Origin of the sequence: Paracoccus aestuariivivens, assembly GCF_009711225.1 — a bacterium.
Classification (GTDB): domain Bacteria; phylum Pseudomonadota; class Alphaproteobacteria; order Rhodobacterales; family Rhodobacteraceae; genus Paracoccus; species Paracoccus aestuariivivens.
The window spans coordinates 1-26,871 of record NZ_WMIE01000010.1 but is presented as its reverse complement, the minus strand read 5'-3'; the positions used below and the strand labels follow the sequence as shown (position 1 = coordinate 26,871).

22 protein-coding genes and 1 pseudogene are annotated in these 26,871 nt (G+C 61.2%); 11 read left to right on the top strand and 12 right to left on the bottom strand.

Translation table 11 applies throughout. The features are described 5' to 3' along the window. Window positions 1–9 precede the first annotated feature (9 nt). From GL286_RS15040 to GL286_RS15025, 4 genes are all read right to left on the bottom strand, one after another. Window positions 10–939, bottom strand: a complete 930-nt coding sequence (locus GL286_RS15040; protein WP_155096402.1) for an ABC transporter permease — start codon at window positions 937–939, stop codon at window positions 10–12. Between the two features lie 7 nt (window positions 940–946). After that, window positions 947–1,924, bottom strand: coding sequence for an ABC transporter ATP-binding protein (locus tag GL286_RS15035; RefSeq protein WP_155096401.1), 978 nt, complete (start codon window positions 1,922–1,924; stop codon window positions 947–949). Further along, the gene (locus GL286_RS15030; protein WP_155096400.1) at window positions 1,921–2,910 is read right to left on the bottom strand and encodes an ABC transporter ATP-binding protein; all 990 of its coding nucleotides are present in this window, start codon (window positions 2,908–2,910) and stop codon (window positions 1,921–1,923) included. The genes GL286_RS15035 and GL286_RS15030 overlap by 4 nt, the downstream gene beginning before the upstream one ends. Before the next feature lie 70 nt (window positions 2,911–2,980). Further along, a complete protein-coding gene (locus GL286_RS15025) occupies window positions 2,981–4,612 on the bottom strand; it encodes an ABC transporter substrate-binding protein (protein WP_155096399.1) in 1,632 nt (543 codons plus the stop codon). Between the two features lie 480 nt (window positions 4,613–5,092). Here GL286_RS15025 and brnQ point away from each other — a divergent pair, with 480 nt between their 5' ends. Together brnQ and GL286_RS15015 are read left to right on the top strand one after the other, a co-directional pair. Next, window positions 5,093–6,454 (top strand): branched-chain amino acid transport system II carrier protein, encoded by a 1,362-nt coding sequence (gene brnQ / locus GL286_RS15020; RefSeq protein ID WP_170295220.1) that lies wholly within the window; start codon window positions 5,093–5,095, stop codon window positions 6,452–6,454. A gap of 246 nt (window positions 6,455–6,700) precedes the next feature. Beyond that, entirely contained in the window at window positions 6,701–7,579 is an 879-nt protein-coding gene (locus tag GL286_RS15015; protein ID WP_155096397.1) for an oxidoreductase, read from the top strand. Window positions 7,580–7,634: 55 nt separating this feature from the next. On the opposite strand, the gene mce is transcribed toward GL286_RS15015, so the two are convergent. The 4 genes from mce to GL286_RS14995 are packed head-to-tail and all read right to left on the bottom strand — an operon-like array spanning window position 7,635 to window position 13,743. Then, window positions 7,635–8,039 carry a methylmalonyl-CoA epimerase gene (gene mce, locus GL286_RS15010; protein ID WP_155096396.1) on the bottom strand — a complete coding sequence of 135 codons (405 nt, stop codon included), beginning with the start codon at window positions 8,037–8,039 and terminating at the stop codon, window positions 7,635–7,637. An 8-nt stretch (window positions 8,040–8,047) separates the two neighbouring features. Next, window positions 8,048–10,183, bottom strand: a complete 2,136-nt coding sequence (scpA, locus tag GL286_RS15005; RefSeq protein ID WP_155096395.1) for a methylmalonyl-CoA mutase — start codon at window positions 10,181–10,183, stop codon at window positions 8,048–8,050. 15 nt (window positions 10,184–10,198) lie between these two features. Then, a complete protein-coding gene (locus GL286_RS15000; RefSeq protein ID WP_155096394.1) occupies window positions 10,199–12,196 on the bottom strand; it encodes an acetyl-CoA carboxylase biotin carboxylase subunit in 1,998 nt (665 codons plus the stop codon). 14 nt (window positions 12,197–12,210) lie between these two features. Continuing rightward, the gene (locus GL286_RS14995) at window positions 12,211–13,743 is read right to left on the bottom strand and encodes an acyl-CoA carboxylase subunit beta (RefSeq protein WP_155096393.1); all 1,533 of its coding nucleotides are present in this window, start codon (window positions 13,741–13,743) and stop codon (window positions 12,211–12,213) included. 145 nt (window positions 13,744–13,888) lie between these two features. On the opposite strand from GL286_RS14995, the gene GL286_RS14990 reads away from it, so the two are divergent. Further along, the gene (locus tag GL286_RS14990; RefSeq protein ID WP_343038907.1) at window positions 13,889–15,256 is read left to right on the top strand and encodes a helix-turn-helix domain-containing protein; all 1,368 of its coding nucleotides are present in this window, start codon (window positions 13,889–13,891) and stop codon (window positions 15,254–15,256) included. Between the two features lie 124 nt (window positions 15,257–15,380). Next, on the top strand, window positions 15,381–16,724 hold the full coding sequence (locus tag GL286_RS14985) for an esterase-like activity of phytase family protein (RefSeq protein WP_155096391.1): 1,344 nt from the start codon (window positions 15,381–15,383) through the stop codon (window positions 16,722–16,724). A 64-nt stretch (window positions 16,725–16,788) separates the two neighbouring features. Here the strand turns inward: GL286_RS14985 and GL286_RS14980 are convergent, their stop codons facing one another. After that, window positions 16,789–17,214 carry a VOC family protein gene (locus GL286_RS14980; RefSeq protein ID WP_155096390.1) on the bottom strand — a complete coding sequence of 142 codons (426 nt, stop codon included), beginning with the start codon at window positions 17,212–17,214 and terminating at the stop codon, window positions 16,789–16,791. 390 nt (window positions 17,215–17,604) lie between these two features. Here GL286_RS14980 and GL286_RS14975 point away from each other — a divergent pair, with 390 nt between their 5' ends. Next, window positions 17,605–19,023, top strand: a complete 1,419-nt coding sequence (locus tag GL286_RS14975) for an alkaline phosphatase D family protein (RefSeq protein WP_155096389.1) — start codon at window positions 17,605–17,607, stop codon at window positions 19,021–19,023. 179 nt (window positions 19,024–19,202) lie between these two features. Continuing rightward, window positions 19,203–21,197, top strand: coding sequence for a calcium-binding protein (locus tag GL286_RS14970; protein ID WP_155096388.1), 1,995 nt, complete (start codon window positions 19,203–19,205; stop codon window positions 21,195–21,197). 37 nt (window positions 21,198–21,234) lie between these two features. Here the strand turns inward: GL286_RS14970 and GL286_RS14965 are convergent, their stop codons facing one another. Continuing rightward, window positions 21,235–21,900 (bottom strand): ArsR/SmtB family transcription factor, encoded by a 666-nt coding sequence (locus GL286_RS14965; protein ID WP_155096387.1) that lies wholly within the window; start codon window positions 21,898–21,900, stop codon window positions 21,235–21,237. A gap of 129 nt (window positions 21,901–22,029) precedes the next feature. Between GL286_RS14965 and GL286_RS14960 the strand changes: the two genes are divergently transcribed. From GL286_RS14960 to GL286_RS14950, 3 genes are all read left to right on the top strand, one after another. Next, complete coding sequence (locus GL286_RS14960; protein ID WP_155096386.1) at window positions 22,030–22,383, top strand: antibiotic biosynthesis monooxygenase family protein; 354 nt, start codon at window positions 22,030–22,032, stop codon at window positions 22,381–22,383. Between the two features lies 1 nt (window position 22,384). Beyond that, a complete protein-coding gene (locus GL286_RS14955) occupies window positions 22,385–22,774 on the top strand; it encodes an amino acid-binding ACT domain-containing protein (protein WP_155096385.1) in 390 nt (129 codons plus the stop codon). Between the two features lie 61 nt (window positions 22,775–22,835). Then, a complete protein-coding gene (locus GL286_RS14950; RefSeq protein ID WP_155096384.1) occupies window positions 22,836–23,894 on the top strand; it encodes an NAD(P)H-dependent flavin oxidoreductase in 1,059 nt (352 codons plus the stop codon). Between the two features lie 6 nt (window positions 23,895–23,900). Here GL286_RS14950 and GL286_RS14945 read toward each other — a convergent pair whose 3' ends face one another. Next, window positions 23,901–24,503: a hypothetical protein gene (locus GL286_RS14945; protein ID WP_155096383.1), complete on the bottom strand. Its 603-nt coding sequence runs from the start codon at window positions 24,501–24,503 to the stop codon at window positions 23,901–23,903. 203 nt (window positions 24,504–24,706) lie between these two features. Here GL286_RS14945 and rsgA point away from each other — a divergent pair, with 203 nt between their 5' ends. Beyond that, the gene (gene rsgA, locus GL286_RS14940; protein WP_155096382.1) at window positions 24,707–25,714 is read left to right on the top strand and encodes a ribosome small subunit-dependent GTPase A; all 1,008 of its coding nucleotides are present in this window, start codon (window positions 24,707–24,709) and stop codon (window positions 25,712–25,714) included. 123 nt (window positions 25,715–25,837) lie between these two features. After that, window positions 25,838–26,245, top strand: a complete 408-nt coding sequence (locus GL286_RS14935) for a hypothetical protein (RefSeq protein WP_155096381.1) — start codon at window positions 25,838–25,840, stop codon at window positions 26,243–26,245. A gap of 156 nt (window positions 26,246–26,401) precedes the next feature. Here the strand turns inward: GL286_RS14935 and GL286_RS14930 are convergent. Further along, window positions 26,402–26,625 (bottom strand): annotated as a pseudogene (locus GL286_RS14930) (IS5/IS1182 family transposase); the annotation flags it as partial. Between the last annotated feature and the right edge of the window lie 246 nt (window positions 26,626–26,871).

Below are 26,871 nucleotides of genomic sequence, written 5' to 3'. Positions count from 1 at the left end.
ATCGGCTCCTTAATGCGCGGCGGGTTTCGCGCGCAGGCGCGGGTCCAGCAGACCATAGGCAAAATCGACCAGCAGGTTCGCCATCACCATCGAGGCGGCGATGACGAGCAGCAGGCACTGCACCACGGCAAGATCGCGGTTCGCCACCGAGACGACGATCAGGCGCCCCACTCCGGGCCATGAGAAGATGCTTTCCACGACAACCGCGCCGGCGATCAGCGAACCGACCATGAAGCCGACCAATGTCACGATCGGGACGGCAGCGTTGGGCAAGGCGTGACGCCAGACCACATCACGCCACGGCAGGCCCTTGGCCATGGCGGTGCGGATATAGGGCTGGCCCAACACCTCGATCATGGCCGAGCGCGAGAAACGGGCCAGAATGCCGATACCGCCGATGGATAGCGTTGCGATGGGCAGGATCGCGTGCCGCCAACTGTCCTGACCGCCCGATGGTAGCCAGTCCAGCGTCACGGCAAAGATCAGGACCAGCACCAACCCCAACACGAATGATGGTATGGTAAAGCCAAAGATCGAGGCCATGATGACACCGCGATCCGCGACCGATTGGCGGTGCAGCGCCGCATAGACCCCCGCCGGAATCCCGATGCATAGTTTCAGGATCAGCGCGGGTATAGTCAGGGCCAACGTCGCGGGAATACGTTCCAGCACAAGTTTGATCGCGGGCGATTGATCCCGCATCGAGACTCCGAAGTCGAAGCTGAGTATCTGCTGAAGATAGGCCAGATATTGCTGCCACAGCGGATCATCCAACCCCCAACGCGCACGGAACGCGTCAACGGCGTCTTGGGGTGCGTCCGGTCCCAGCATGATCTGCGCCGGATCGCCCGACATCCGCAGCACGATGAAAGCGAATGTCACGACCAGCAGGATTGTCAGGAAGGCGCGGACAAGCTTGGCAAGTATGAATCGGAACATTGGGTCCTCAGGCGGCAAATTGCCGGGCGCGGACGAACTTCAGGCAGGCTGCCAGATGGCCGTCATGTCGTTGCAGTTCGGGTTGGGTCGCCGCGCATTGCGCATCCGCGAAGCGGCATCGTGGATGAAAGGCACAGCCCGTCGGTCGGTTCGCCGGGTTCGGAGGCTCGCCCGACAGGACGATCCGTCCGCTCAGGCCCTGCCCCGGCCGAGGGATTGAGGACACCAGCGCCTGCGTATAGGGGTGGCGCGGATCCGAGAAGATCTGGTCGGAGGGCGCTTCCTCGACCACGCGACCCAGATACATGACCGCCACGCGGTCGCAGATATTGCGCACCACCTTCAGGTCATGGCTGATGAAAACCATGGTCAGCCGCTCTCGTTCTTGCAGGTCGCGCAGCAGGTTCACGACCTGAGCCTGGATCGAGACATCCAACGCCGAAACCGGCTCATCGCAGACCAGAAAACGCGGTGCGCTAGCCAAGGCGCGAGCAATCACCACGCGCTGGCGCTGGCCACCCGACAGCTCATGCGGATAGCGATTGGCCTGATCCTTGCGCAGACCAACCTTGGCCATCAGTTCCGCGACACGGTTGCGCAGGGCATCACCCTTGGCCAGACCGTGGATCTCGAGCGGTTCGGCGATTTGACGCGCAATAGTCATACGGCGGTCCAGTGCCGCCAGCGGGTCCTGAAAGATCAGTTGCATGTGGGCCCGCAGCGCGCGCCATTCGACGCTATGCGGGGGCGGCATCGGATTGCCGCGATAGATCACTTCGCCTCGGCTTGGGGTTTCCAGCCCAAGAAGCATCCGGCCCAAGGTCGATTTCCCCGAGCCACTTTCGCCCACGATACCCAGAATCTCGCCTTCACGGACTGTCAGGTCGATGCCATCGACCGCGCGAATTTCGCTGGTTCTGCCGAACATGGTTCTGGCGGTGGTGTAGGTTTGGACGACATTGCGCACATCCAGCAAAATGCTCATGCCCATACCTCCTGCCGTTGGCTCATGGCTGTTTGATCCGCCTCGACAGGATAGAAGCACGAGACGACCCCTCCGGCAGATTGCGGCTTCAGGTCAGGTGCATAGTTCTGGCAAAGCTGCGAATTGCGCGGGCATCGCGGCGCGAAGGCGCAACCCGTGGGCAAGGCGGCGGGGTCGGGCACGGTGCCCTCGATCGGGACAAGTCGGGCGCGGCTGGCGTCGATATCGGGAATGGCCCGCAGCAAGCCTTGCGTATAGGGATGGGCGGGTGCTGCGAACAGGCTGCGGATATCGTTCGTCTCGACGATCCGACCGGCATACATCACCGCCGCACGGTCACACACCGCCGAAACCGCGCCCAGATCGTGGCTGATAAAGACCAGCGCCATGCCGGTCTCGCGCCGGATACCCGACAGTAGTTCAAGGATCTGGGCCTGAATGGTCGCGTCCAGCGCGGTCGTCGGCTCATCCGCGATCAGCAGATCTGGCTGGCCGGCAAGCGCCATAGCGATCATGATGCGCTGGCACTGGCCGCCTGAAAACTCATGCGGATACAGGTCGATGCGCCGCTTGGCGTCGGGAATGCCGACCATGTCCATCAAGCGCAACACCTCGGTCCGGGCCTGCGCGCCGCGCAATCCGCGATGCAGGCGCAGGCTCTCGCCGATCTGCCGACCGACGCGTTGTACCGGATTAAGCGAGGATGACGGGTCCTGAAAGATCATCGCGATACGCGCACCGCGTATCTGTTCCAGTTGACTGCGTGGCGCGCCGATCAACTGCTGGCCGTCAAGCGTGACCGAGCCCTCGACCCGCGCCTTGCCGGGCAACAGTCCAAGCGCCGCAAGCCATGTGACCGACTTGCCGCAGCCGCTTTCCCCGACCAGCCCGATAGCCTCGCCTTTGCCGATATCCAGATCAATTCCGTGCAGGACGCGGACGCCATCAAAGGCGACCCGCAGGTCCCGGATGGAGACAAATGCCATCGCTCCCTCCTGTCTTGCTGGGTAGAAATGCAGCAGGGCGGATGCTTTGACCCGCCCTGCCTTTCGAAAATCAGACGTTCCAGTTCGTGGCGCGGAAATCCATCGCGAAGGCGGGCGCGGCTTTCCAGTTCAGATCCTTCTTCATGCCGGTAAAGACCGCGTTCTGGTGCAGCACGGTAAAGGCCGGATCCTCGCGCTCGCAGATCTCCAGCATGCGCGCGATGGCTTTCTTGCGGTCGCCGTGATTGGTCGAGGTTTCCAGCACGACGGAAAGCTGGTTCACTTCCTCATTCCAGAAGTCGCGCTTCTGCTGTGCTTCGCCGTTCGGACCGAACTGCACGACCAGAGGGGTGATAGGATCGTTGATGTTGTTCGAGGCCGACCAGTCGCGCACGCCCTTGGTGCCTTCAGGATCGTGGATCTGTGCCCAGTTTTCCTTCATCTGGATCTCGACGTTCAGACCGACCTGTTTCCACATCTCGACCAGAATTTGCGCGGTAGGCGTCTGGTTGGTGTAGTAGTTGTTCAACAGCCGATAAGGGATCGCATCGCCCTTGTAGCCCGCTTGCTTCAGCAGGTCGCGGGCCAGATCGGGATTGTATTCCGGCACGGCCCAACCTTCGACAAACATGTCCGAGGTCTTGAACGAGTCGAACTGCATGCCCGCAGGAATGGTGGTCTGCCCGCCCCAAAGCGCATCGACAATCGCCTTGCGGTCGATCGAATGGGTAAAGGCACGACGGACCAGAGGATCGGCCATGATCTCGTTCTGCTTGTTGAAGACCGAGATGCGGTGGTTCCAGATGGTCGAGGATTGCACCTCAAGCCCCGGAGCCGCCGCGATGGTGGCGATCTGGTCCGGCGGCAGGTCGCAGGCAAAGTCATATTCGCCCGACAGAAGACCGTTCACGCGACTGGCGACCTCGGGGACTTCGACAAAGCGGATGCGCTGCAGCGGCGGACGGCCACCCCAGTAATCGTCAAAGGCGACCAGCGTCAGCGAGACATCGGGACGATAATCCTCGACCATATAGGGGCCGGTGGTGACGGGTTTGGCGGCCCAATCGGCATAGCTCGCGGCTTCGTCCCAAGCACGCTTGTTGGCGATCTGCGAGCCAAAGGCATAAAGACGGCCCTCCAACGTGACGTCCGGCGTCGCGTTGTGGAAACGCACGGTGTACTTGTCGACCGCCTCGACGCCACGCAAGGCGGGCCACAACCGACGCGCGATACCGGGGATGTTCGCGGGCAGCTCCTTGGCGGATTGCGGCTTGAAGTTTTCCTCGTAAAGCGTCTTGCCGCCTGCGGGTTCGGTGCCGGCGAACAGACGTTCGTCCGAGAACGAGAAAACCACGTCATCGGCGGTCAGCTCGTCGCCGTTATGGAAGCGGACGCCTTGGCGCAGTTTCAGTTCGATGGTCTTATCGTCCAGCCGCTTCCATTCGGTCGCAAGACCCGGAACCGGACCCTGATTGCCCATCCAGTCGCGCAGGATCAGACCTTCCCACAGGTTCGGGAAGAAGACGCGCTCGCCGACATTCGACTGCTCGTTCCAGATGTCGAGCGTATTGTTATTGGTGATCTTCTGCACGGCGATGGTGATTTCGCGGCGCGCGCCTTGGGCACGCAAGCCACGCGGCAGGATAAGCGAACCGGCAGCGGCTCCGAACAGGCCCAGCGTATGGCGGCGATTGATTAGCATTTTTCCCTCTCGCATTATGGCGTGGCGACGTCCTGTGAAGTCGCGCAGGCTTTGCGCCCGGACTGTGGCGTTAGGACGAGAGTTCGGTGACGTTTCGATGAAATATCGGTCGGCCCGAGGCGAGAGAAATCTTGGGGCCGTCTATTCCGCGTCAATATGTCCTAAACTAAACGGTTCAAAACAAACCCACCGCAGCTTAGGTTACGCGACGTATCCATCAGGGTCGAAAATCCAAGTTCGGATATGCATGAGGCGCGGCCAGCAGGCGGCCCCCATCACACCAGAAGTACAAGCAGGGCTTTGCCCCGTCCCGAATCCGCGCGGACGCCGGATGCGTGGACAAAAGACAGTTGCAAAACGCAAGGCAAAACAGGAAAAGGCGCGTTTCCAGCAGCGCAGCAACGGAAATCGGCACCCCGAACAACCCTGGGGTGCATCCGGCTTGGCTGTCGAAAGCAGGGACGAGTTGACGAGGTTAGAATGAGTAATACCATCGGGACGAGGTCGATCTATCGCGACTGCCTGATCGTGGGTTTCGCGATGTTCGCGGTCTTCTTCGGTGCGGGGAATCTGATTTTCCCGCCGCAGATCGGTTTCGTGGCCGGTGCAGGTTGGGCAAAAGCCCTGTGTGGTCTGCTGTTGACCGGTATGCTTTTGCCGGTGCTGACGGTGATCGCACTGGGTCTGTGCGGTGGCAGCGTCGAGCGGTTGACCGCGCCGATCGCATCTTGGTTCGGTTCCGCGCTTCTATTTGTCTCGCTGGTTTTTCTGGCATGGATGATCGCGGTCCCAAGGACGGCCAGCGTCGCCTTCGAGACCGGATTCATGACGCTCGCACCTTCGCTGAACGCGCATATCTGCGTCTGGATCTTCATACCGCTGTTCTTTGCCGTCACGATCTATTTCGCGCTGGACCGCTCGAATGTCATTGACCGGATCGGACGTATCCTGACCCCGCTGCTTCTTGGCCTGCTGGGCATCATCGTGATCTGGTCGGTGCTGGCTCCGCTGGGTACGCCGGTCGATACCGGAGTGGCAGGCGCTGCCCCCTTCGGCATGGGGCTGATCACCGGCTACCAGACCGGCGACGTTTTTGGCGGACTGATGTTCGGCATCATCTTCATCGAGGCTGTCCGGGATCGCGGCTATACGGACAAGACCGGCTTCAAGACCGTCCTGTTCGGCGCGGCAGTGGTGACGTTTTTTGGCCTTTTGTTCGTCTATGGCGGTCTGGAATATCTTGGCGCGACCGGAAGCGGCGTGCTGGGCTCGGACGTGACGCAAGCCAACCTCCTGACCCGTCTGGTCGCGGAACTTGCCGGACGGTTCGGGGCCAACGCGCTGGCAATCGCGGTCGTTCTGGCCTGCTTGACCACAGCCGTCGGAGCCACAGCCGTTCTGGCAAAATACATCGTCCAATGGAGCGGGGGCCGCGTCAGCTACCGCGCAGGCGTGTGGTTCGTTTCGTTGACCTCGCTGGTCCAGTCGTTTGGCGGCGTAGACCATATCGTTGCACTGGCAGAGCCCTTCTTCCGGCTGTTCTATCCGGCGGGCATCTGCATCGTCCTTCTGGGCATCCTGTCCTGCTTCTTCACCAATGACGGTGTCTGGAAGGGTGCCACGCTGATGGCGATCCTGATGGGTTTCGTTGATCTGATCCTGTCCGTTTCCGGTAAGATGGGCATCGTCGTTCCGACTCATCTGCAAGCGTTTTATGATGCTCTGCCGCTGTCATCAGTCGGATTCGCATGGCTTGTACCGGCCATCATCGGTGGTGTGCTTGGCGGAGTCTGGTGGCAGATTGCAGGCATGCCCAACGTCAGCCACGTCGACACGTTCTGATCAGCATCCGCATCACAGGCTGTCACGTATCGTAAGGGGTGACGGCAGCCTCCGGCGGTTCGAAAAATAGCTTGGTAGCTCTGTCGAAAACGGGCCACCAAGCTTGCTTGACTGAAAGGCCTTCAGGCGATGCGGATAGCGGATCGACGGGCAGACCGGTCACGCCATTCGGCATTGGCCGGATTATCAAATCGCTTCCGCAATGCCAGATTGGCTTTCTCAGGATTACAGGAAACGGAACCCACGATGACGCAATCCGAGCCTTTCATGGCAGCGGCGGCTGGCCAGTTCACGTTTACGGGCACAAAACTGACCGTGAACCGCATGGGATACGGCGCGATGCAGCTTGCCGGTCCGCATGTTTTCGGTCCACCAAAGGACGAGGACGAAGCCCGCGCCGTCTTGCGCGAAGCAATCGCACTGGGAATCAACCATATCGATACCAGCGATTATTACGGTCCCTATCACACCAACCGCATCATCCGGCAGGCGCTGTATCCCTACCCGTCTGATCTGGTTCTTGTGACCAAGATCGGCGCATGGCGGGACGACAAGGGGGACTGGATACTGGATCGCAGCCCCGACTTCCTGCGCCGCTCAGTCGAGCAAAATCTGGAACGGCTCGGGTTGGACCGGATGCCGATCGTCAACCTTCGCATGGAAGGCCCCGAGGATGACATCGCGGCCCCGATGCGGGTCATGCGCGATTTGCAAGATCAGGGGCTACTTGCCCATATCGGCATCAGTACCGTGACCGAGGCACAGATCGCCACCGCCCGCGACATCGCGCCGGTGGTCTGCGTCCAGAACCATTACAACCTTGTCCATCGGGCCGATGACGTGATGATCGACGCGCTGGCACATGACGGCATTGCGTATGTGCCCTATTTCCCGCTTGGCGGTTTCTCTCCGCTGCAATCGGCTGGATTGAACGCAATCGCTGCCGAGATGGCAACCAGTCCGCAACAGGTTGCACTTGCATGGCTGCTGGCACGCAGCCCGAATATTCTGGTCATTCCCGGCACGTCATCGCGTGGACACCTGCGCGACAATATCTCTGCGGCCAGCCTTGAGTTCTCACCGCAACAGCGGGCCGCGCTGGACGGGTTGATTGCTAAGACCTGAAGGATGAACGCCGCGTTCCGTTCATTGCGACACGGAACGCGGCGCATCGGCCAACTCAGCGCGGTTCCTCGAATTCGGTCAGCACGCCGAACAGATCCGCGGGATGGGCAAACAGGACCGGATTGCCATGCGCGCCGATTTTGGGTGGCCCATCGCCAAGTACCCGGATGCCCGCGTCCTTCAACGTCTCGGATGTAGATTGCAGATCCTCGACATCGAAGCAGACATGATGGATGCCGCCCGACGGGTTTTTCCGCATGAAACTGGCGACCGGAGATTTCTCGCCATAGGTCTCGATCAGTTCCAGCTTCACATTCTCGAATTCAAGGAAAACGACACGAACCCCATGTTCGGGCAAGACCTGTGGCTCCGAGACGGTAACGCCAAGGCGGCGATACGTCTCGGCGGCGAGTTCCAGATCGGGAACCGCAATGGCGATGTGGTTGACGCGCTTTATCATGATAGTCCTCAGTCGTTACGGCGCTTGCCTTCGAGAAGGTCAAGCACCTTGTTGGCGGCGTCGAGCACATTGGTGCCGGGGCCGAAGACCGCCGAGACGCCATTTTCCAGAAGAAAATCATAGTCCTGACGCGGGATGACGCCGCCCACCACGACGATGACATTGGGCGCGCCCTTGCGCTTCAAGGCCTCGATCAGTTGCGGGGCCAGCGTCTTGTGTCCCGCCGCCAGCGAGGACATGCCGACCACCTGCACCTGTTCGCGGATGGCAAGCTCTGCCGCCTCATCCGGGGTCTGGAACAGCGGGCCCGCGACCACGTCGAACCCAATGTCGCCAAAGGCCGATGCGATCACCTTGGCGCCGCGATCATGCCCGTCCTGACCGAGCTTCGCGACCATCACCTTGGGCTTTCCGGCGGCGCTGCTGTAGCTGTCAAGCCGGCTGACGACGGTGCTATATTCCGGGTCTTTGTCATAGGCCGGGCCATAGATCCCGCCGACGACCTGCGGCACGGCGGCGTGATCGCCAAAGGCCCCGCGCATTGCGTCCGAGATCTCGCCCACCGTGGCGCGGGCGCGGGCGGCCTCGACCGCTGCGGCCAACAGGTTGCCCTGACCGCTGCGCGCAACCTCGGCCAGTCCTGCCAGCGTTTCCGCGACCTTGAGCGCGTCGCGACGGCGGCGGACATCCTGCAAGCGCGCGACCTGCGCCTTGCGTACGGCGGTATTGTCGATGGCGAGGATGTCGATCGGTTCTTCGTTATCAAGGCGGTATTTGTTCACCCCGACGATGACTTCTTCGCCCCGGTCCACGGCGGCTTGGCGGCGGGTCGCGGCTTCTTCGATCAGGCGCTTGGGCAGGCCCTCGGTCACGGCCTTGGTCATGCCGCCCAGCGTTTCCACCTCCTCGATCAGCGCCCATGCCTTTTCGGCCAGTTCGTTGGTCAGGCTTTCGACGTAATAGGACCCGGCCAGCGGATCGACCACCTTGGTCACGCCGGTCTCGTGTTGCAGGATCAGCTGCGTGTTCCGCGCGATCCGGGCCGAGAAATCGGTGGGCAGCGCAATCGCCTCGTCCAGCGCATTGGTATGCAGCGATTGCGTGCCGCCAAGGGCCGCCGACAGCGCCTCGTAAGCCGTGCGGATGATATTGTTATAGGGGTCCTGTTCCTGCAGCGACACACCCGAGGTCTGGCAATGCGTCCGCAGCATCAGCGAGGACGCCTTTTGCGGCGCGAACTCTTCCATGATGCGCGACCACAGCAGGCGCGCGGCGCGCAGCTTCGCGGCCTCCATGAAGAAGTTCATGCCGATGGCGAAGAAGAACGACAGCCGCCCCGCGAATTCGTCGACATTCAGCCCCTTGGCCAAGGCCGCGCGGACATATTCGCGCCCGTCGGCAAGGGTAAAGGCCAGTTCCTGCACCAGCGTCGCGCCCGCTTCCTGCATGTGATAGCCAGAGATCGAGATCGAGTTGAAACGCGGCATCTCGCGCGCGGTATATTCGATGATGTCGGCCACGATCCGCATCGAGGGCTCGGGCGGGTAGATATAGGTATTCCGGACCATGAACTCCTTGAGGATGTCGTTCTGGATGGTCCCGGACAGGGCGGCGCGCGGGCAGCCCTGCTCCTCGCCCGCGACGATGAAGCTGGCAAGGATCGGGATGACCGCGCCATTCATGGTCATGGACACGGACATGTCCTTCAGCGGAATGCCGTCGAACAGGATCTTCATGTCCTCGACAGAGTCGATGGCGACGCCCGCCTTGCCGACATCGCCCTCGACGCGGGGATGGTCGCTGTCATAGCCGCGATGGGTCGCCAGATCGAAGGCGACCGACAGGCCCTTTTGCCCGGCGGCAAGGTTGCGCCGGTAGAAGGCGTTCGATTCCTCGGCGGTGGAAAAGCCCGCATATTGCCGGATCGTCCAAGGTCGGCCCGCATACATCGTCGCGCGGGGACCGCGCAGGAAGGGCGCGAAACCGGGCAGGCTGTCCAGATGCTCGACGCCCTGAAGGTCCGCGGCGGTGTAAAGCGGCTTGACCTCGATCCCCTCGGGCGTCTGCCAGTTCAGCGTCTCAGACGCGGCCTTGATTTCCTTGGCGGCGAGCGCTTCCCAGTCTTTCAGCGTTTTTTCGGACATGGCCTGCTTCCCGTCTTATTCGAATTCCATGATCAGTTCGTCCACCGCAAGGCTTTGCCCCGCGCTGACGGCGACGCGCTTGACGATGCCCTTGCGTTCGGCTTTCAGCGCGTTTTCCATCTTCATCGCCTCGACGGTGGCAAGGGTCTGACCCACTTCGACCGTTTCGCCCGCCGTGACGTTGACCGAGGTGATGATCCCCGGCATCGGACAAAGCAACATCTTCGAGGTGTCAGGGGCCAGTTTCACCGGCATCAGCCGGGCAAGTTCCGCGATGCGGGGCGTGCGGACATGAACGCGGGTGTCGATCCCCTGCCAGCGCAGCCGGATGGCCGAGCCGATCAGGTCCACCTTGACGCCCATCGGCGCGCTGCCCACCACGAAGCTGCCATGGCTGTCGCCGGGCAGCCAACGGCCTGCGACCGAAAGCTGCTCGCCATCCTTGAAGGTCGCGGTCATCCCGTCCGCTCCGGTTTCCAGCGTCAGGGCCAGCGCCGCATCGGGGAAGCTCACGACCCAGTCCTTGCCGGGATTGCGGCGGCCCATCCTGCCGGTGATCTCGGCTGCGCGAGATTGCAGGGTCTGGTTGATCAGCGCCGCGACGGCCGCAAGGCTGCGGTATTCGGCGGCTTCTGGCGTGACGCCGCTGAACCCCTCGGGGAATTCCTCGGCGATATAGGCGGTGGTCAGGCGGCCCGACTGGAAGCGCTCCTGCCGCATCACGGCGGACAGGAAGGGCAGGTTGTTGCCGCAGCCCTCGACCTCGAAATCGTCCAGCGCCGAGGCCATGGCGCCAATCGCCTTGGGGCGGCTCTCGGCCCATGTGCAAAGCTTCGCGATCATCGGGTCGTAATACATCGAGATCTCGCCGCCCTCAAAGACGCCGGTATCGTTGCGCACGACCGAGCCATCGGCGCGTTTCCCCTCGACCGGGGGGCGATAGCGCGTCAGCCGCCCGATCGAGGGCAGGAAGTTGCGATAGGGGTCTTCGGCGTAAAGCCGGGACTCGATGGCCCAGCCGTTCAGCTTGACGGCGTCCTGCCCGAAGCCCAGCTTTTCGCCCGCAGCGACGCGGATCATCTGCTCGACCAGATCGATGCCGGTGATGAGTTCCGTCACCGGATGCTCGACCTGCAGCCGCGTGTTCATTTCAAGGAAATAGAAATTGCGATTGCCATCGACGATGAATTCGACCGTGCCTGCCGAGAAATAACCGACCGCCTTGGCCAGTGCCACCGCCTGTTCGCCCATGGCCTTGCGGGTTTCCGGATCAAGGAAGGGCGAGGGGGCTTCTTCGATGACCTTCTGGTTGCGGCGCTGGATCGAGCATTCGCGCTCTCCCAGATAAAGCGTGGTGCCATGCTGGTCGGCCAGCACCTGAATCTCGATATGGCGCGGCTCGGTCACGAATTTCTCGATGAAGATGCGGTCATCGCCAAAGGACGACTTCGCCTCGTTCTTCGAGGCCTGAAAGCCCTCGCGCGCCTCAACGTCGTTCCACGCGATCCGCATGCCCTTGCCGCCGCCACCGGCCGAGGCCTTGATCATCACCGGATAGCCGATCTGCGATGCGATCCGCACCGCCTCGTCTGCATCCTCGATCAGGCCCATGTGGCCGGGGACGGTGCTGACGCCCGCCTCGGCCGCGATTTTCTTCGAGGTGATCTTGTCGCCCATCGCCTCGATCGCCTTGACCGGCGGCCCGATAAAGGCGACGCCCGCCTTTTCCAGCGCGGCGGCGAAGGCCGGGTTTTCCGACAGGAAGCCGTAGCCCGGATGGACGGCATCTGCCCCAGTCTGGCGGACCGCCTCCATGATCCTGTCGATCACGATGTAGGACTGGGCCGAGGGCGCCGGGCCGATATGGACCGCCTCATCCGCCATGCGGACATGCAGGGCCTCGCGGTCGGCGTCGGAGTAGACGGCGACGGTCTGGATGCCCATGCGGCGCGCGGTCTTGATGACACGGCAGGCGATCTCGCCCCGGTTGGCGATCAGGATTTTCTTGAACATGGTCTGCCCTGCTCTCACAGCGGAATCGTGTCGTGTTTTTTCCAATGGGTCGTGACCTGCTTGCCCCGGAGCGAGGCAAAGGCGCGGGCGATCCGGCGGCGCGAGGAATGCGGCATGATCACCTCGTCGATGAAGCCGCGCTCGGCGGCGACGAAGGGATTGGCGAAGCGTTCCTCATATTCGGCGGTGCGGGCGGCGATCTTTTCGGGGTCGCCCAGTTCCGAGCGGTAGATGATCTCGGTCGCGCCCTTCGCGCCCATCACGGCGATCTCGGCGGTGGGCCAAGCATAGTTGATATCCGCCCCGATATGCTTCGAGGCCATGACGTCATAGGCCCCGCCATAGGCCTTGCGGGTGATCAGCGTGACCATCGGCACGGTCGCCTCTGAATAGGCGAAAAGCAGCTTCGCGCCATGCTTGATGACGCCGCCATATTCCTGCGCCGTGCCCGGCAGGAAGCCCGGCACATCGACCAGCGTCAGCAGCGGGATCGAGAACGCGTCGCAGAAACGCACGAAACGCGCGGCCTTGCGCGAACTGTCGATATCCAGACAGCCCGCCAGCACCATCGGCTGGTTCGCGACGACGCCCACGGTCTGCCCCTCAAGCCGGATAAAGCCGGTGATGATATTGCGGGCAAAGGCTTCCTGAATCTCGAAGAAATCCCCCTCATCGGCCAGCGCGAGGATCAGTTCCTTCATGTCATAGGGCTTGTTGGCGCTGTCGGGGATCAGGCTGTCCAGCCGGGCCTCGATCCGGGTGGGATCGTCATGCGTCGGGCGGGTCGGGGCCTTGTCGCGGTTGTTCAGCGGCAGGAAATCGAACAGCTGGCGCACCGCTTCCAGCGCCTCGATGTCGTTTTCATAAGCCGCATCCGCGACCGAGGATTTCTGCGTATGGGTGCGCGCGCCGCCCAGTTCCTCGGCACTGACGATCTCATTCGTGACGGTCTTGGTCACGTCCGGGCCGGTCACGAACATGTAGGAGGAATCGCGCACCATGAAGATGAAATCGGTCATGGCCGGCGAATAGACCGCGCCGCCCGCGCAAGGCCCCATGATGACCGAGATCTGCGGGATCACGCCCGAGGCCTCGGCATTGCGGCGGAAGACCTCGGCATAACCGGCAAGGCTGGCGACGCCTTCCTGAATGCGCGCGCCGCCGGAATCGTTCAGGCCGATCACCGGTGCGCCGACGCGAACGGCCATGTCCATGATCTTGCAGATCTTTTGCGCGTGGGTTTCCGACAGAGATCCGCCCAGAACGGTGAAATCCTGCGAAAACACATAGACCTGACGGCCGTTGATCGTGCCCCAGCCGGTGACGACGCCATCGCCCGCGACCTTCTGCTGGCCCATGCCGAAATCCGTGGCGCGATGGGTGACATACATGTCGAACTCCTCGAAGGAGCCCTCGTCCAGCAGCACCTCGATCCGCTCGCGCGCGGTCAGCTTGCCCTTGGCGTGCTGCGCCGCGATCCGTTTCGTGCCGCCGCCCAGCCGCGCTTCGCCGCGCCGCTGCTCCAGTTGCTCAAGAATTCGATCCATTGGTCCTCTCCTTCACGGGGAATCCTAAGAACTGAGCCTTGCGGCAAAAAGAGTTGAACATGTATACAAGGGAATTTACAAAATTATGGATATGAAATTGTGAATTTGCAAAATGGCAAATGGAAAGCTCTTTATAGGTAAGACTGTGCGCGAGCTTCGGGTTTCGCGCAATTGGAACCAATCGCAATTCGCGGAACGGCTTGGCATCTCGACCAGCTATTTGAACCAGATCGAAAGCAATAACCGCCCCGTCTCGGCCACGGTGCTTCTGGCGCTGGTCGACAAGTTCCAACTGAAGGTTTCGGAGATCGCGGGCGGTGAAGGCGACCGGCTGCTATCGGCCTTCTCGGAGGCACTCACCGACCCGTTGTTCGAAAGCCTGTCCCCGACGGCTCAGGATCTGAAACTGGTGGTGCAGAACGCGCCCAGTGTGGCACATGCCCTGATCCTTGCCCATCAGGCCTATCGCCGCAGCACCGAGCGATTAGCCGACATCGATCAGGAACTCGCCCGCGGCATGTCGGAAGCCACTCCCTATGAGGAGGTCAGGGACTACTTCCACTTCGTCGACAATTACATCCACGATCTAGACCTTGCCGCAGAACAGTTGGCCACCGAGATGGGACTGCCCGAAGATCCTCTAGGCGCGCTACGACGCAAGCTTGAACAGCAGCACCGGATCAGCGTCAGATATCAGGAAAACGAAGTCGCGCTGCGCCGCTTCGACGCGCGCTCATCGACGCTGCATCTGAACAAATATGCGCCCGCGCAAACCCAGCAGTTCCAGATGGCCGTGCAACTGGCGCAGGTCGAGGCGGGCGATACCATCGACCGGATCAGCGCCGCCGCCGGATTCCGCACCCCCGAAGCCAACGAGATCTGCAAGATCGGGCTGCACAACTATTTCGCTGGCGCTTTGCTGATGCCCTACGGCGAATTTGCCGATGCAGCGCGAAAGCTCAGGCACGACGTCGAATTGCTTGCATTGCAGTTCAACGCCTCGATCGAACAGGTCTGCCATCGCCTGTCGACGCTTCAACGACCCGGGCGCAAGGGAATCCCGATGTTCTTTGCCCGGGTTGACCGGGCTGGCAACATCACCAAACGGCACAGCGCAACCAAATTGCAATTCGCCCGTTTCGGCGCGGCCTGTCCGGTCTGGAACGTGCATCAGGCTTTCGAGGCGCAGGGCCGGATCATCCGGCAAATGGCAGAAACTCCGGATGGCGGGCAGTACCTGTCGCTGGCGCTGCAGGTTTCAAAGCGACTGGGCGGGTTCCGCGGTCAGGAAACCACCTATGCCCTGGCATTCGGCTGCGAGACCAGCAACGCGGAAGCCTTCGTTTATGCCGACGATCTGCTGGATACGCCTTCGGTCCAATACGACCCGATCGGCGTCTCGTGTCGCATCTGCGAGCGCGCCAATTGTCCGATACGGGCATGGCCCCCGATCAAGGGCCGTATCGGTGTCGATCATCATCAACGGATGACGGTGCCCTACCAGATCAAGTAGCAAATCCGGCACCGCGCAAAGTTCGCGGGTCCGCATAGCTGTCACGCGCATGCCATCAACTCGCAGCATGCTTGTCATTTCCGACCTTTAGCAGAAGCAGGATGAATTTCCCAAAGGATAGATCATGCGTTTCTCCCCTGCCCTTCTTGCCTGTGTTCTGGCCTCGCCCGCTTTGGCCGAAGATACATTCCCCGCGACATTGGCCGGCCATGCCTTCCTGCCCGCCTTCACCATGATTACGCCGCCGCAGGACGCTCCTCGGGATTTGTGGGTATCGGGCAAGTTCACGGGCCCGCAACGCAACGACGCCCCGATGTCGGTCGAAGGTGATGTCGGCAAGACCTATGGCAGCCACAAAACGGGAATCTCGGTACCGTTCCTTGGCCAACCCGTGCAGGGAATGTCCGGCTTTGCAATGAACCGCGACGAGGATGGCAGTTGGTTCACGCTGACGGATAACGGCTTTGGCTCGAAGATCAACAGCCCCGATGCGATGCTGTTCTTCCACCGCATGCTACCCGACTTTGCCACGGGTCAAGTCATCCGTCATGAAACGGTCTTCCTGCGCGATCCCGACCACAAGGTTCCGTTCCGTATCGCCAACGAGGCAACCGACAGCCGCCATCTGACCGGTGCGGATTTCGATCCCGAAAGCATCCAATATCTCGACGGCGAGATCTGGATCGGCGACGAGTTCGGCCCCTACATTCTGCGGGTCGCCCGGGATGGCAAGATCGTCTCGGTGCATCAGACAAAGCTGGACGGCAAGGTACTGAACGGCCCCGATACCGCCGGAGTCGTCGTTCCGGCCCAGCCGGGCAAACAATTCCAGGTTCAGCGCTCTGGCGGCTACGAGGGCATGGCACTGCAACCGGGCAGCAACCTGCTATGGGGCATGCTGGAAAAGCCCCTGCTGGCCGAGGCTGGTCAACCAGAGGGCAATTTCCTGCGCGTGATGACCTTTGACACTGCCAAGGCCGATTGGACCGGTGACAGCTACCGCTTCCATTTGGCCGAAGGCGCGACAGCGATCGGCGATTTCAACTTCATCGACGAAACCCGCGCGTTGGTCATCGAGCGCGACAATGGCGAGGGCGATGCCCGACACGCCTGCGCGACCGACGCAAAAGACCAGTCGCAATGTTACCCGCAGCCCGCGAAGGTGAAGAACATCGTACTGGTCGACACCTCAAGCATCGACGCCGAAGGCTACATCCGCCGGATCGGGCATATCGATCTGCTGGACATTGCCGACCCCGAGGGCAAGGCGCTGGAAGGAATGAAACCCGTCGAGGGCAACTTCACCTTCCCCTTCTTCACCATCGAGGACGTGGCGCGGGTAGACGACACGCATATCATGGTCGCCAATGACAATAACCTGCCATATTCGGGTGGACGCGAGATCGGCAAGGCCGCGAATAACGAATTTATCCTGCTGTCCGTTCCGGAGCTTCTGGCGGCAAAATAGGTCGCAGGAAAGGAAGTTCAGAGGGGCACCAGAACGTGCCCCTTTTCCAATGGCGCACCAATGCTCAGACATCGTCGGGCAGCATGGCCGGATTCCACACGATCTCCCAAAGATGGCCGTCCGGATCGCGGAAGTACCCCGCATATCCACCGTAAAACGTGTCTTGAGGGTTCTTGACGATTTCGGCTCCGGCACGTTCGGCGGTGGCCATCACATCGTCCACCTCGCCCCGATGCATGACATTATGCCCGATGGTAAATGCGGTCGGACAGGCCGAGGTTTTCGGCAATCCCGTGTCATGCGCGATGTCGTCCTGCGCCCAGATCGCCAGTTTCAAACCACCGGAAAGCGCGAAGAAGGCGACCGCGCCATGTTCGAATTCGCGCCCGATGATCCCTTCTGTCGGCAGTCCAAGCCCATCGCGATAGAATGCCAAGGATTGCGTAAGGTCGCTGACACCAAGCGTCAGAACTGAAATGGCAGGCTTCATGTCCAAACCCTCCTATCGGCACCCGCACTATGCTTGCGCCCTGATAGTCTTGGGCCGCTGCGACGCAACGGAAGGACCCGTTTCCGGGGGCCGGGCCAACCTTCCCGAGCCTGACCTGTTTCAGACATGCCGATGGTAGGTCCCGATTTCCGACCGGTCAAGAATGGCGTGCTTCGGGCGCCTCCATTCCAGCCGCAATGCCGCAAAACCGGTCGCCGGTCTGGTTTCGCCTGCCCGAGCAACTGGTCAGCCCGATAGGTATGCCGCTTGCAGTTGCGCTGGCGCCAATCCGGCTTACATGTCCGACCACCCTGATCTTGCCGCGATGACATGGCGGGCGGGGTCTTATGACGGACACCGCTCCGGCAAACGCAGATTTGGAAGGAAGACATGACCCGCACTGCCGCCCCCATCGGCCCGATTTTATTTCTGGATCATGTCGAAGACGAACAGGCCCACCTTGCCGCCCTGTTCATCCTGCCAAAAGGATCGCAACCTCCGGTGCTGACGACAACATCCGGAGCGGTTTCCGGCCATCCGCTGGCCGAATACGATGCCACGACCGTGTTCCGTGCCCGATTTACCGTGACGTTCGGCCAGACGACATATCATTGGAACGGTCAGGACTACACACTGAACCTGGATCTGGAGAACGATCAGCGACTTGCCTATGTCGCCTGTAATGGCGAGGAAACCGGAGATCTTGACCGCGAAGGCTCGGAACGCAATGTCATGTGGGCGCGGCTTTGCGCTGAACACCGTGACCGACCTTTCGCGCTGCTTCTGCATGGCGGCGATCAGGTCTATGCCGACGAAGTGACCGACGGGCATCCGCTGACCGATCACTGGCCCCGCGATATCCAGACCGAACCCGAAAATCTTGACGATCTGAACCGCCATCTGCGCGAACGCCTGTTGCAGCGCTATGCCGCGCTGTATGCCTCGCCGGATTTCGCATGGCTTGCCGCGCGGGTACCTTCGGTCATGCAATGGGACGACCACGACATCTGCGACGGATGGGGCTCGCTACCGCCAAGGGCGACCCAGTCCGCGGTGGGGCGGACGATATTCAGCGCAGCGCGCGAAGCCTTCCTGATCTTTCAGGCAGCGGCAACGGATGGCGACTTGCCAGCGCGCTTCGCAGACCCGCAGGGTCGCCATCTGGGCTGGGCGGTAGAAATGCCCGGATACCGGATCGTTGCCCCCGACCTGCGCTCGGAACGGTCACGAACGCAGATCATGGGGCCGCTGGGATGGGATTTCATGCAAAGCCAGCCATCCCAATCCTCAACGGATCGGTATTTCCTGATGTCCAGCGTTCCATTGCTGGGACCAAGGCTTTCGCTGCTGGAAACGCTGATGATGACATTCCCGCGCATGCAGAAATACGAGGACGATCTGCGCGATCAATGGCAAAGCCACGCGCATCGCGACGAATGGCAACGGGTGCTGCGATTGATGATCGGGATCAGCCGCGCGGGTCAGAATGTCGTCGTTCTTTCCGGAGAAATCCATTTGGCCACGCGGGCCGTCATGCCGCTCGAGGGCAATGCCCTGCTGCATCAACTGGTCGCGTCGGGCATCGCCCATCGCCCACCGCCAAGGCTTTGGGCACGCTTCCTTGGCGCGCTGGCCACGCTTGGCGATGCACCCATCGCCGGAAAACCCATCCGTATCGACCGGATTCCCGGTCAGGCAGGGCGCTATGTCGCCGAACGCAACTACCTGACATTGGACCGCCAGGGCGACAAATGGAGCGCGAACTGGCAACTTGAGGAAAGCGGACGTTCGCCTGATCTGATGCTGTAGGCAGGATGGGAACAACACTGACCTCTTGGCGCCGCCGGTTGCGGGTCGCGGCGGAAAGACTTGGGCTTCGAGCCGTCTTTTCGTCACGGCACCGTGTCAGAATGCGCCCGTGACATGTGCGACCATCTGAAGTTTAGTGTCACAACGCGCATTGTTCTTCCTAAGTTGGATGCTTCCAGATGGTCTGCAGCGATCTTGCCTTTGCTTCGGAAATGGCCGGCTGGAACACGGTCTCTTTTGCGACCGAATATGCCAGCGTGGTGAACGATCCAGATCAGATCACCACGCTTGACGGACACAGGCTGCCAAGTACCACGCGCGGCTTTGTCGTGCAGAAACTTTCGAACCGTGCGGATTCACTTTCCGAGGCTGACAGATCCAACCTGCCGAACCGTCAGCGGGCCAAAGAACTGGCGGTTGTAAGCGACCCGTTGACCGGCAATCTCGCACGCGATGCAAGCGGTCGCCTGCTGATGATCGAGCTGCCCGACAAATCAACGCCACGGGCGGGTCTCAACAAGATGGTCAGTTGGCGATCGGGGGCGGGCCTGTCCATCGCGCATGGCGGAACTACAACCGATATTCTGGACGCGCTTTCGGGATCATTCCCCGAGGTCAATGTCTTGCGGCTTGACTTCAACGCAGCGACCGCCCGATCCCCCGAGGCAGCAAGAAGCTGGGCGGATTTCGCGCGGGCCGCTGCCGCACGGGGTTACAGGCTGATCGTCCAGAACTCGGACGGCGAGTTGGCTGGAGGCTTTGTCAGCGGCCAGAATCCAAAGCTCCGCATTCTTCCGGCCAGCGAACTCGGTCCGGCCGACGCATTGGAACAGCCTGACGGTTCGTGGAAAATCAACCGCGTACGCGAGGACTGGCGCATCATGCTGGATTGGTTCCGGTTGCCCGAAAACACCGCAATCCTGGACGCCATCGCTGGCTGGGAACTGATCAACGAGCCCATCGCCTATGGCAAAGGCCCTCGAGCGGGAAAAATCTACAGCCAGCATATTGCCGATCTGATCGGTTCGCTTGATTGGCAAGGTAAACGCTTGCTGGTCGGAGGGTTGGGGGCTTCGGCGCAGTTTGGTGATCTGGATCAGGCCTTGATCCGGCAGGCGGCAGGCGATGCGTTGATCTGGTCCGTGCATATGTATCCGCAATGGGTCGCTGCGGCCTTTCCCGATTCACAACGCAGGATCTTCGACAAGCAAATCTGTGCCCGCATTGGCATGTTACGCGAACCCGGCGACGACATCCTGATCACGGAATCCCAGCTTTATACGGCCTCTGGATCGCTTTCGCCCTCGGGCAAGACCAAAAGATCGCTTTCAAGTTTCAACATGGCACGGGTGCTGCCTTGGTTTGCGGATCAGGGTATCGGATGGACGTGGTGGCCTCCGACGGGACGCGGCAGCGACCTGCTGCAATGGCAGGGAGCGCGCGACGGTTACAGCGTCGAACTTGAATCGGCGGCCTTTGCCCATTGGGGCTGGTCCCGCAAACTCGATCAGACCCCGTCAGCCGAGGCATGGGGAACAGACGGGAATGACGCCCTCGCCGTTTCGCCATCGGCAAGTCCGGATCAGGATCGCCTGACGAACAATGTCGGCAACCCGCATGGTCTGGTATTCGGGATGCAGGGCAATGACAGCATCGCCGGCCATGCCGGACCCGACCTGCTTTATGGCGGTCCGGACAATGATAGTATCCAAGGACAGGATGGCGACGACTGGCTTTTCGGCGATCGGGGAGACGACAGTCTGGATGGCGGGGCCGGAAACGACGTCCTGATTGATCCCGAAGGCCGCAACTCGATATCTGGCGGCGCGGGCAACGACCATCTGGAAGGTATGGGGTCACTGGACGGAGGAGTTGGTGCGGATACCCTTATCGCTGCGGTCGGCGGGGCCACGACACTGAGCGGAGGCGCGGGTCCCGACCGTTTTCTGCCCAATACGTCGGGCGAGGTGACAATCACCGATTTTGCGCAGGGCGAGGACCGGTTCGACTGGTCGATGATGGGCCGCACCTTCCGCTGCAAACTGGACGTCCGGATCGAAGGCAACGATGCCATTCTGGGCTGGCTAGACCTGAGCGTTCGCCTGACTGGCGTCGAGACACCCGATCAGGCGGTGTTGGACCTTGGAGGAAACTGTCCGCCCATCCGCTTCTAGATTGGGCCTGACAATCCGGAACTTGCGATCCCGGACGTCATCGCAGCCACTGCCGGAAGCGCCGCTCACCTTCGGGCGTGAAGGAAACAACCCGCGACATCGGCAATCGTCTTGCCCAATCAAGCGCCAAAATCTGGTCAAGAACCGCCTTACCGATGGCACCTGCCAGATGATGCCGGCGCTGACTCCAGTCCAGACAGGCCCGACAAAGCGGCCGGTTGCCGCGCGGCAACCCATCCCGCGTCACACCGATGGCAGCCAGACGTTCCCAACCGCAGCTTGTGAGCTCCAGATCAGCGGACAGCCAGTGATCCTCCTGCATCTGCCCGAATAACGCGACGCCCATCTCTCCGGCGAGATGGTCGTAGCACACGCGCGCCTTACGCAAGGCAGGCTCTTTGGGACCGGTGCGTAAAGGCAAAGCGGCATCGCTGGAAAACACCATGAGCGCCTCTAGCAAGGCCGCGACATGGGGTCCGGCCAGACAGAAATACCGGTGACGGCCCTGAGCCTCGACGACTAGCACCTCTCCGTCCACGAGTTTTGCCAGATGGCTGCTGGCGGTCTGTTTGGTGATTCCGGCAAGACCGGACAGTTCGGTGGCCGTCAGCGCACGCCCGTCCATCAGCGCAAGAAGCATCGACCCTCGCGCGGGATCGCCAACCAACGCGGCGATGCGGGAAATATTCGGACCCTCTTTCATGGTTCGATGCTAGACGAACCATCAAGCTGCTCCAATCTTCTATCTGTGCCGCACAATGAAAGGCCAAGATATGATTTTCCGAAAGAACCCTCCCGCCGGGCAACTGTCCCCTGCGCCAGTGGTGCGCCAATGATTGCCGTGATTTTCGAGGTCGAGATTTCCCCCGACGGGCGTCCCGAATATCTTGATCTGGCCGAACGACTGCGACCGCTTCTTGCCAATATCGACGGCTTCATCTCGATCGAACGGTTTCAAAGCCTCACGACACCCGGCAAGTTGTTGTCCCTATCCTTCTGGCGTGACGAGACCGCAGTCGCGCAATGGAGAAATCTGCCCGAACATCGCGCTGCGCAGGCCGCAGGGCGCGATCATGTCTTCGTGGATTACCGCCTGAGGATTGCCAAGGTCTCTCGCGACTACGGCATGAGTGTCCGCGACGAAGCACCTGTCGATAGCCGCGCGGTCCACACAGGAAAGGCATAGGATGTTCGATCTTGAATTCGCGCTGGAAAACCGTCCTGATGCCTTGGCCGAACTGGGCGAGGTGATGGGCCGCGCCGGTATTCCCTTTGAAGGTGGCGGTGTATTCACGGCCGACAACCGCACCGTTGCGCATTATCTGTTTCGCGACGGCAGGGCCGCAATGCAGGCAGCCGAGGCTGCGGGCATTCGGGTCATCGCAATGCGCAGCCCTTTGATCCGCAAGCTGAAGCAGGGCACGCCGGGCCAATTGGGAGAGATAGCGCGGGCCTTGGCCGATGCCGGTGTCACCCTGCTGACTCAGTATTCCGACCACCACAACCGCTTGGTGCTGATCTGCGACCAACCCGAACTGGCTAGCCGGGCGACGCACCAATGGGCCGTGCCGGATTGATGTCAATGAGCTTGGATAATGCCGCCTTGTCGCCCCCGGACTGCAAGGCTATCGTCATCGCATGGCATTTCTCGAACAACTCGGCATAAGGATCCCCATCGTTCAAGCCCCTATGGCGGGGGTGGCGACACCGGCGCTTGCGGCGGCAGTGTCGGATGCCGGTGGGTTGGGCTCGATCGGCGTGGGAGCAACAGATGCTGCTGGCGCGCGGGCTATGATAGAGACTACGCGCGCGCTGACCGCGCGGCCCTTCAACGTGAATGTCTTCGTCCATTCCGAACCGCAATCCCACCCGATCAAGGAAGCCGCCTGGCTTGAAGCGATGCGGCCCCTGTTTCGTGAATTCGACGCCGAACCTCCGCAAGACCTGCATGTCATCTATAAAAGCTTCGCACAGGATGATGACATGCTGGAACTTCTGGTCGAGACGGCGCCGGCAATCGTCAGCTTTCATTTCGGCTTACCGGACGCTGACCGCATCAATGCATTGAAGGCCGCAGGTTGCGTGCTTTTGGCCACAGCTACCAGTCTGCCCGAGGCCGAACTCATCGCCAGCGCCGGAATCGATGCCATTGTTGCGCAAGGCTATGAAGCGGGCGGGCATCGCGGTACCTTCGACCCCGCCGGCCCCGACGACAAGCTGGGCACAACGGCTTTGACACAGCTTTTGGTGCAGCATCAGAACCTGCCGGTGATCGCTGCGGGCGGGATGATGGACGGGTCTGGGATCCGGGCCGCGCTGGATCTGGGCGCCGTCGCGGCACAGTTGGGCACGGCCTTCATCGCCTGTCCGGAATCCAGCGCCGACGCGGCCTATCGCGCGGCACTGAAAGGCACCGGAGCAGCACATACGATCATGACCGACGCTATCTCGGGGCGACCGGCGCGCTGTCTTGGCAACCGGTTCACCGCATGGGCCGAGGAAACGGCCCTTGGCCGCCCCGACTACCCCATCGCCTATGACGCGGGGAAAGCCCTGAATGTTGCGGCCAAAGCCAAGGGAGAAACCGGATTTGGCGCGCAATGGGCCGGTCAAGGCGCGCCGATGCACCGCGTGATGCCTGCCGCCGACCTGCTTGCGACCCTCCATCGCGAGACCGTGGCCCAGATCGGCGCGTAAGGGGATCTATTCGGGATCGCCCTGGCGATTGCCGTCCTGATCCATCCACCAACACACCACCCTACCCTCGGCACGAATCTGGTGATTTTCCGTCTCTGGCGTAAGGATCAGCGCCTTGTGACACATCAGGCCCGCGATCAGCAAACTGCCGTAAACGCCATGACCCAGCCGAACCGTGATGACCTTGTCCACCAGATAGGGGGTCAACTCGTCGGGTCGCGCGACAGAGGGGTCTTGCATGATCAGTGCAAGCCGTTCACGCTTCTGGTCTTCATCCAGCAGAATTCGGGCCACTTCGGCGCGGAATGCGGCCTCGGTCGCGATATAGGCATCAAGCGCAGGCAATCTGGCGACCGCAGGCTTCTTCAGCTTGATCCGGCCTTCCCGATAAAGGGCGCGAAGCAGGCGCGCGCCGATCGGAGAAACCAGTTGCACCGGCCCGTCGTAAAAGGCCAGTTCTTTTTCCTCGACCGACAGCCGCATACCCGAGGTCCGTCCGTCCAATGCCGCCTTGCGCAAGGCAGCAAATGCGGGCGTCCGGTGCACATTCGGGATCATGTCTATGACCGATAAAGCGGGCTTCATAAGCTCGCGGATGCCCCATAGCATGGTGATGCCCTATCTTATCTGTTGCGCGCGTTGCAGGATGGAGGCCCTATTAGCAACGGCCTTTTCGGCCGTCCACACGGGATGCCGCACCAATTCTCGGGTTTTTCTGCATCCGGGCTTCCGACAGCGACAGGAAAGGCTTGCATCAGACGTGGCGCGCGACCATTCAGGCCATTGTGAGACATATACCTGATCAAACATCCATGCCTGAAACAACCCTTGGATGGTCGGCGTTCTTCGATGACCAACTGAAACCGGACGAGGCACGCCTTGACCGGATGCGTATCGCGACGGTCCATCGAGCCAGAATGACGGCGGAATCCGCACATGGTCCGGTGCGGCTGACCCTGCCCCACCTGACCAATACAGCGGAATACGCCGTTGGCGATTGGGTTCTGGCCGAACCAGACAGCCACCTGCTCGTACGGCGGCTGGATCGCAAGACCCTGCTGCAACGCCGCACCGAAGGCAGCCGTGTTCCACAATTGATCGCGGCGAATGTCGATACGCTGTTCATTGTCTCGTCCTGCAATGACGACCTGAATCCCGCGCGGCTCGAACGCTATCTTGCGTTGGCGAACGAAGCCGGAACCCGCCCCGTGATCGTCCTGACCAAGGCCGACAAGGTCGAGAATGCGGAACCTTTCCGTAATCAGGTGACCGGTTTGCAGCGCGGGCTTGAGGTCGTCTCGCTGAACGCAAAATCCCCCGAGGCCGCCCGGATCCTGTCGCCTTGGTGCGGGGCGGGCCAGACCGTGGCACTTGTCGGGTCGTCCGGAGTGGGCAAATCCTCGCTGCTGAATACATTGGCCGACAAATCGGACAAGGATGCGCAACTCACCGGAACCATCCGGGAATCCGACGCGAAGGGGCGGCATACGACCACGTCCCGCTCGCTTCACGCGATCCCGCATGGCGGTTGGGTGATCGATACGCCCGGTATCCGCACGCTTCATGTCAGCGATATTTCCGCCGGGCTGGACCTGCTATTCGCCGAAGTGGCCGAACTCGCGCCGCAATGCCGCTTCAGAAACTGCACCCACGCCCACGAGCCCGGTTGCGCGGTACAGGCGGCGGTCGATGCGGGAAACCTCGATCCGGCGCGACTGGAACGGTGGCGCAAGCTGTACGAAGAAAACCAATCCAATACTCCGGTCCAAACCGGTCCTCGTGGCAACAAGACCACAAAACCCGGCGGCAAACGCCGATAGGCCGGAACTCCCTGACCGGCAAGTGACGATAGCGCCCGTCTAGGCGATAGGGGAACCGCAATCCGGACTCGCGGCCCGCTTGCTTCTGCGCTAGGCTCAACGGATACGAAAGGGTGAAGCCGAATGAACCGCATTGCGCTGGTGTCTGTCTGTTCCGCATTGATTGGCCTTACTGCCTGCGGCACCCCCGAACAGCGCTGTCAGGGTCAGGTCACAGCGGAATACCGAAATGTTTCCCGACTGTTACAAGAGGTCGAGGATAACATCGCTCGCGGTTACGCTTGGGAGAACGAGCCGGTCCGGAACAGTGGCATCAGTTTTTGTGCCGGAGGCTACGGCGGCAGATATTACGGCGCAGGTTTCGGATATGGAGGCTGCTATGGCGGCACCGATGTCGTCAGAAAACGAGTGCCGATTGATCCCGCATCCGAGGCACGCAAACGCGATGCCTTACAGCAACGGCTGAACACGCTATCGACGCAAGGCAACGCGACCTGCGCCACCCGTTATGGAACAGATAACAAATCCTGATTTGATCGGGGATAGCGAAATCCGGCGCCGACCTGTGCGGCGTTTCCGGCTTCAGACCCGCCATCATCCATATTACGATCCCCCAACCTCAAGGCTGTCACACAAAGAATAATCGACGTGGTGGCCAGGCTCTGCCGGGGTCCAAATTAATCGTTTTCAGAACCAGAAGAGCACTGTCGCGGCAGATCCAACTGCTGACATGAAGACCATGGTGCATCTGTGGTATCTGGTTGCGACACGCCTCCAATCCTTGAGCCTGCCGAACATGGTCTTGATACGGTTGTGGCGTTTGTAGTGCCGCTAGTCATACCGGACACGCTTCCATCGGCCTTTCCGACCGGGGGTTCGCTTTTTATCCAATTGTCTTTCAATGTATTTCTGAAAGTCCCTGCCCCAGTGGTGGCTAGACGGCCATGCGCGGAGTCCCCAGCACAGCGCATGGCCCCGGCGTGACGCCGGCGGACATCGTCGATCTTCGAAGCCGGTTCGGGTTGCGGGGCCGGTAACCTGAACGAGGAATGTGCCATGTCGCGCCACCGGTCCGAGCGACCATGGAGAACTATGACCGATGAAAGGATGGCGCTGCTTGATCTCGTTGAAATGCAGGCTGATGGCAATCTGCTGCG

What these genes read in the sequence shown, in the direction of transcription:
- GL286_RS14945 (WP_155096383.1), bottom strand. Translation starts at nt 24,503, where the DNA reads ATGCTATGGGGCATCCGCGAGCTTATGAAGCCCGCTTTATCGGTCATA.
- GL286_RS15025 (WP_155096399.1), bottom strand. Translation starts at nt 4,612, where the DNA reads ATGCTAATCAATCGCCGCCATACGCTGGGCCTGTTCGGAGCCGCTGCC.
- GL286_RS14935 (WP_155096381.1), top strand. Translation starts at nt 25,838, where the DNA reads ATGAACCGCATTGCGCTGGTGTCTGTCTGTTCCGCATTGATTGGCCTT.
- GL286_RS15040 (WP_155096402.1), bottom strand. Translation starts at nt 939, where the DNA reads ATGTTCCGATTCATACTTGCCAAGCTTGTCCGCGCCTTCCTGACAATC.
- GL286_RS14995 (WP_155096393.1), bottom strand. Translation starts at nt 13,743, where the DNA reads ATGGATCGAATTCTTGAGCAACTGGAGCAGCGGCGCGGCGAAGCGCGG.
- GL286_RS15030 (WP_155096400.1), bottom strand. Translation starts at nt 2,910, where the DNA reads ATGGCATTTGTCTCCATCCGGGACCTGCGGGTCGCCTTTGATGGCGTC.
- GL286_RS14965 (WP_155096387.1), bottom strand. Translation starts at nt 21,900, where the DNA reads ATGAAAGAGGGTCCGAATATTTCCCGCATCGCCGCGTTGGTTGGCGAT.
- brnQ (WP_170295220.1), top strand. Translation starts at nt 5,093, where the DNA reads ATGAGTAATACCATCGGGACGAGGTCGATCTATCGCGACTGCCTGATC.
- GL286_RS14980 (WP_155096390.1), bottom strand. Translation starts at nt 17,214, where the DNA reads ATGAAGCCTGCCATTTCAGTTCTGACGCTTGGTGTCAGCGACCTTACG.
- GL286_RS14950 (WP_155096384.1), top strand. Translation starts at nt 22,836, where the DNA reads ATGGCATTTCTCGAACAACTCGGCATAAGGATCCCCATCGTTCAAGCC.
- GL286_RS15000 (WP_155096394.1), bottom strand. Translation starts at nt 12,196, where the DNA reads ATGTTCAAGAAAATCCTGATCGCCAACCGGGGCGAGATCGCCTGCCGT.
- GL286_RS14960 (WP_155096386.1), top strand. Translation starts at nt 22,030, where the DNA reads ATGATTGCCGTGATTTTCGAGGTCGAGATTTCCCCCGACGGGCGTCCC.
- GL286_RS14970 (WP_155096388.1), top strand. Translation starts at nt 19,203, where the DNA reads ATGGTCTGCAGCGATCTTGCCTTTGCTTCGGAAATGGCCGGCTGGAAC.
- GL286_RS14955 (WP_155096385.1), top strand. Translation starts at nt 22,385, where the DNA reads ATGTTCGATCTTGAATTCGCGCTGGAAAACCGTCCTGATGCCTTGGCC.
- scpA (WP_155096395.1), bottom strand. Translation starts at nt 10,183, where the DNA reads ATGTCCGAAAAAACGCTGAAAGACTGGGAAGCGCTCGCCGCCAAGGAA.
- GL286_RS15035 (WP_155096401.1), bottom strand. Translation starts at nt 1,924, where the DNA reads ATGAGCATTTTGCTGGATGTGCGCAATGTCGTCCAAACCTACACCACC.
- GL286_RS14985 (WP_155096391.1), top strand. Translation starts at nt 15,381, where the DNA reads ATGCGTTTCTCCCCTGCCCTTCTTGCCTGTGTTCTGGCCTCGCCCGCT.
- GL286_RS14975 (WP_155096389.1), top strand. Translation starts at nt 17,605, where the DNA reads ATGACCCGCACTGCCGCCCCCATCGGCCCGATTTTATTTCTGGATCAT.
- mce (WP_155096396.1), bottom strand. Translation starts at nt 8,039, where the DNA reads ATGATAAAGCGCGTCAACCACATCGCCATTGCGGTTCCCGATCTGGAA.
- GL286_RS15015 (WP_155096397.1), top strand. Translation starts at nt 6,701, where the DNA reads ATGACGCAATCCGAGCCTTTCATGGCAGCGGCGGCTGGCCAGTTCACG.
- rsgA (WP_155096382.1), top strand. Translation starts at nt 24,707, where the DNA reads ATGCCTGAAACAACCCTTGGATGGTCGGCGTTCTTCGATGACCAACTG.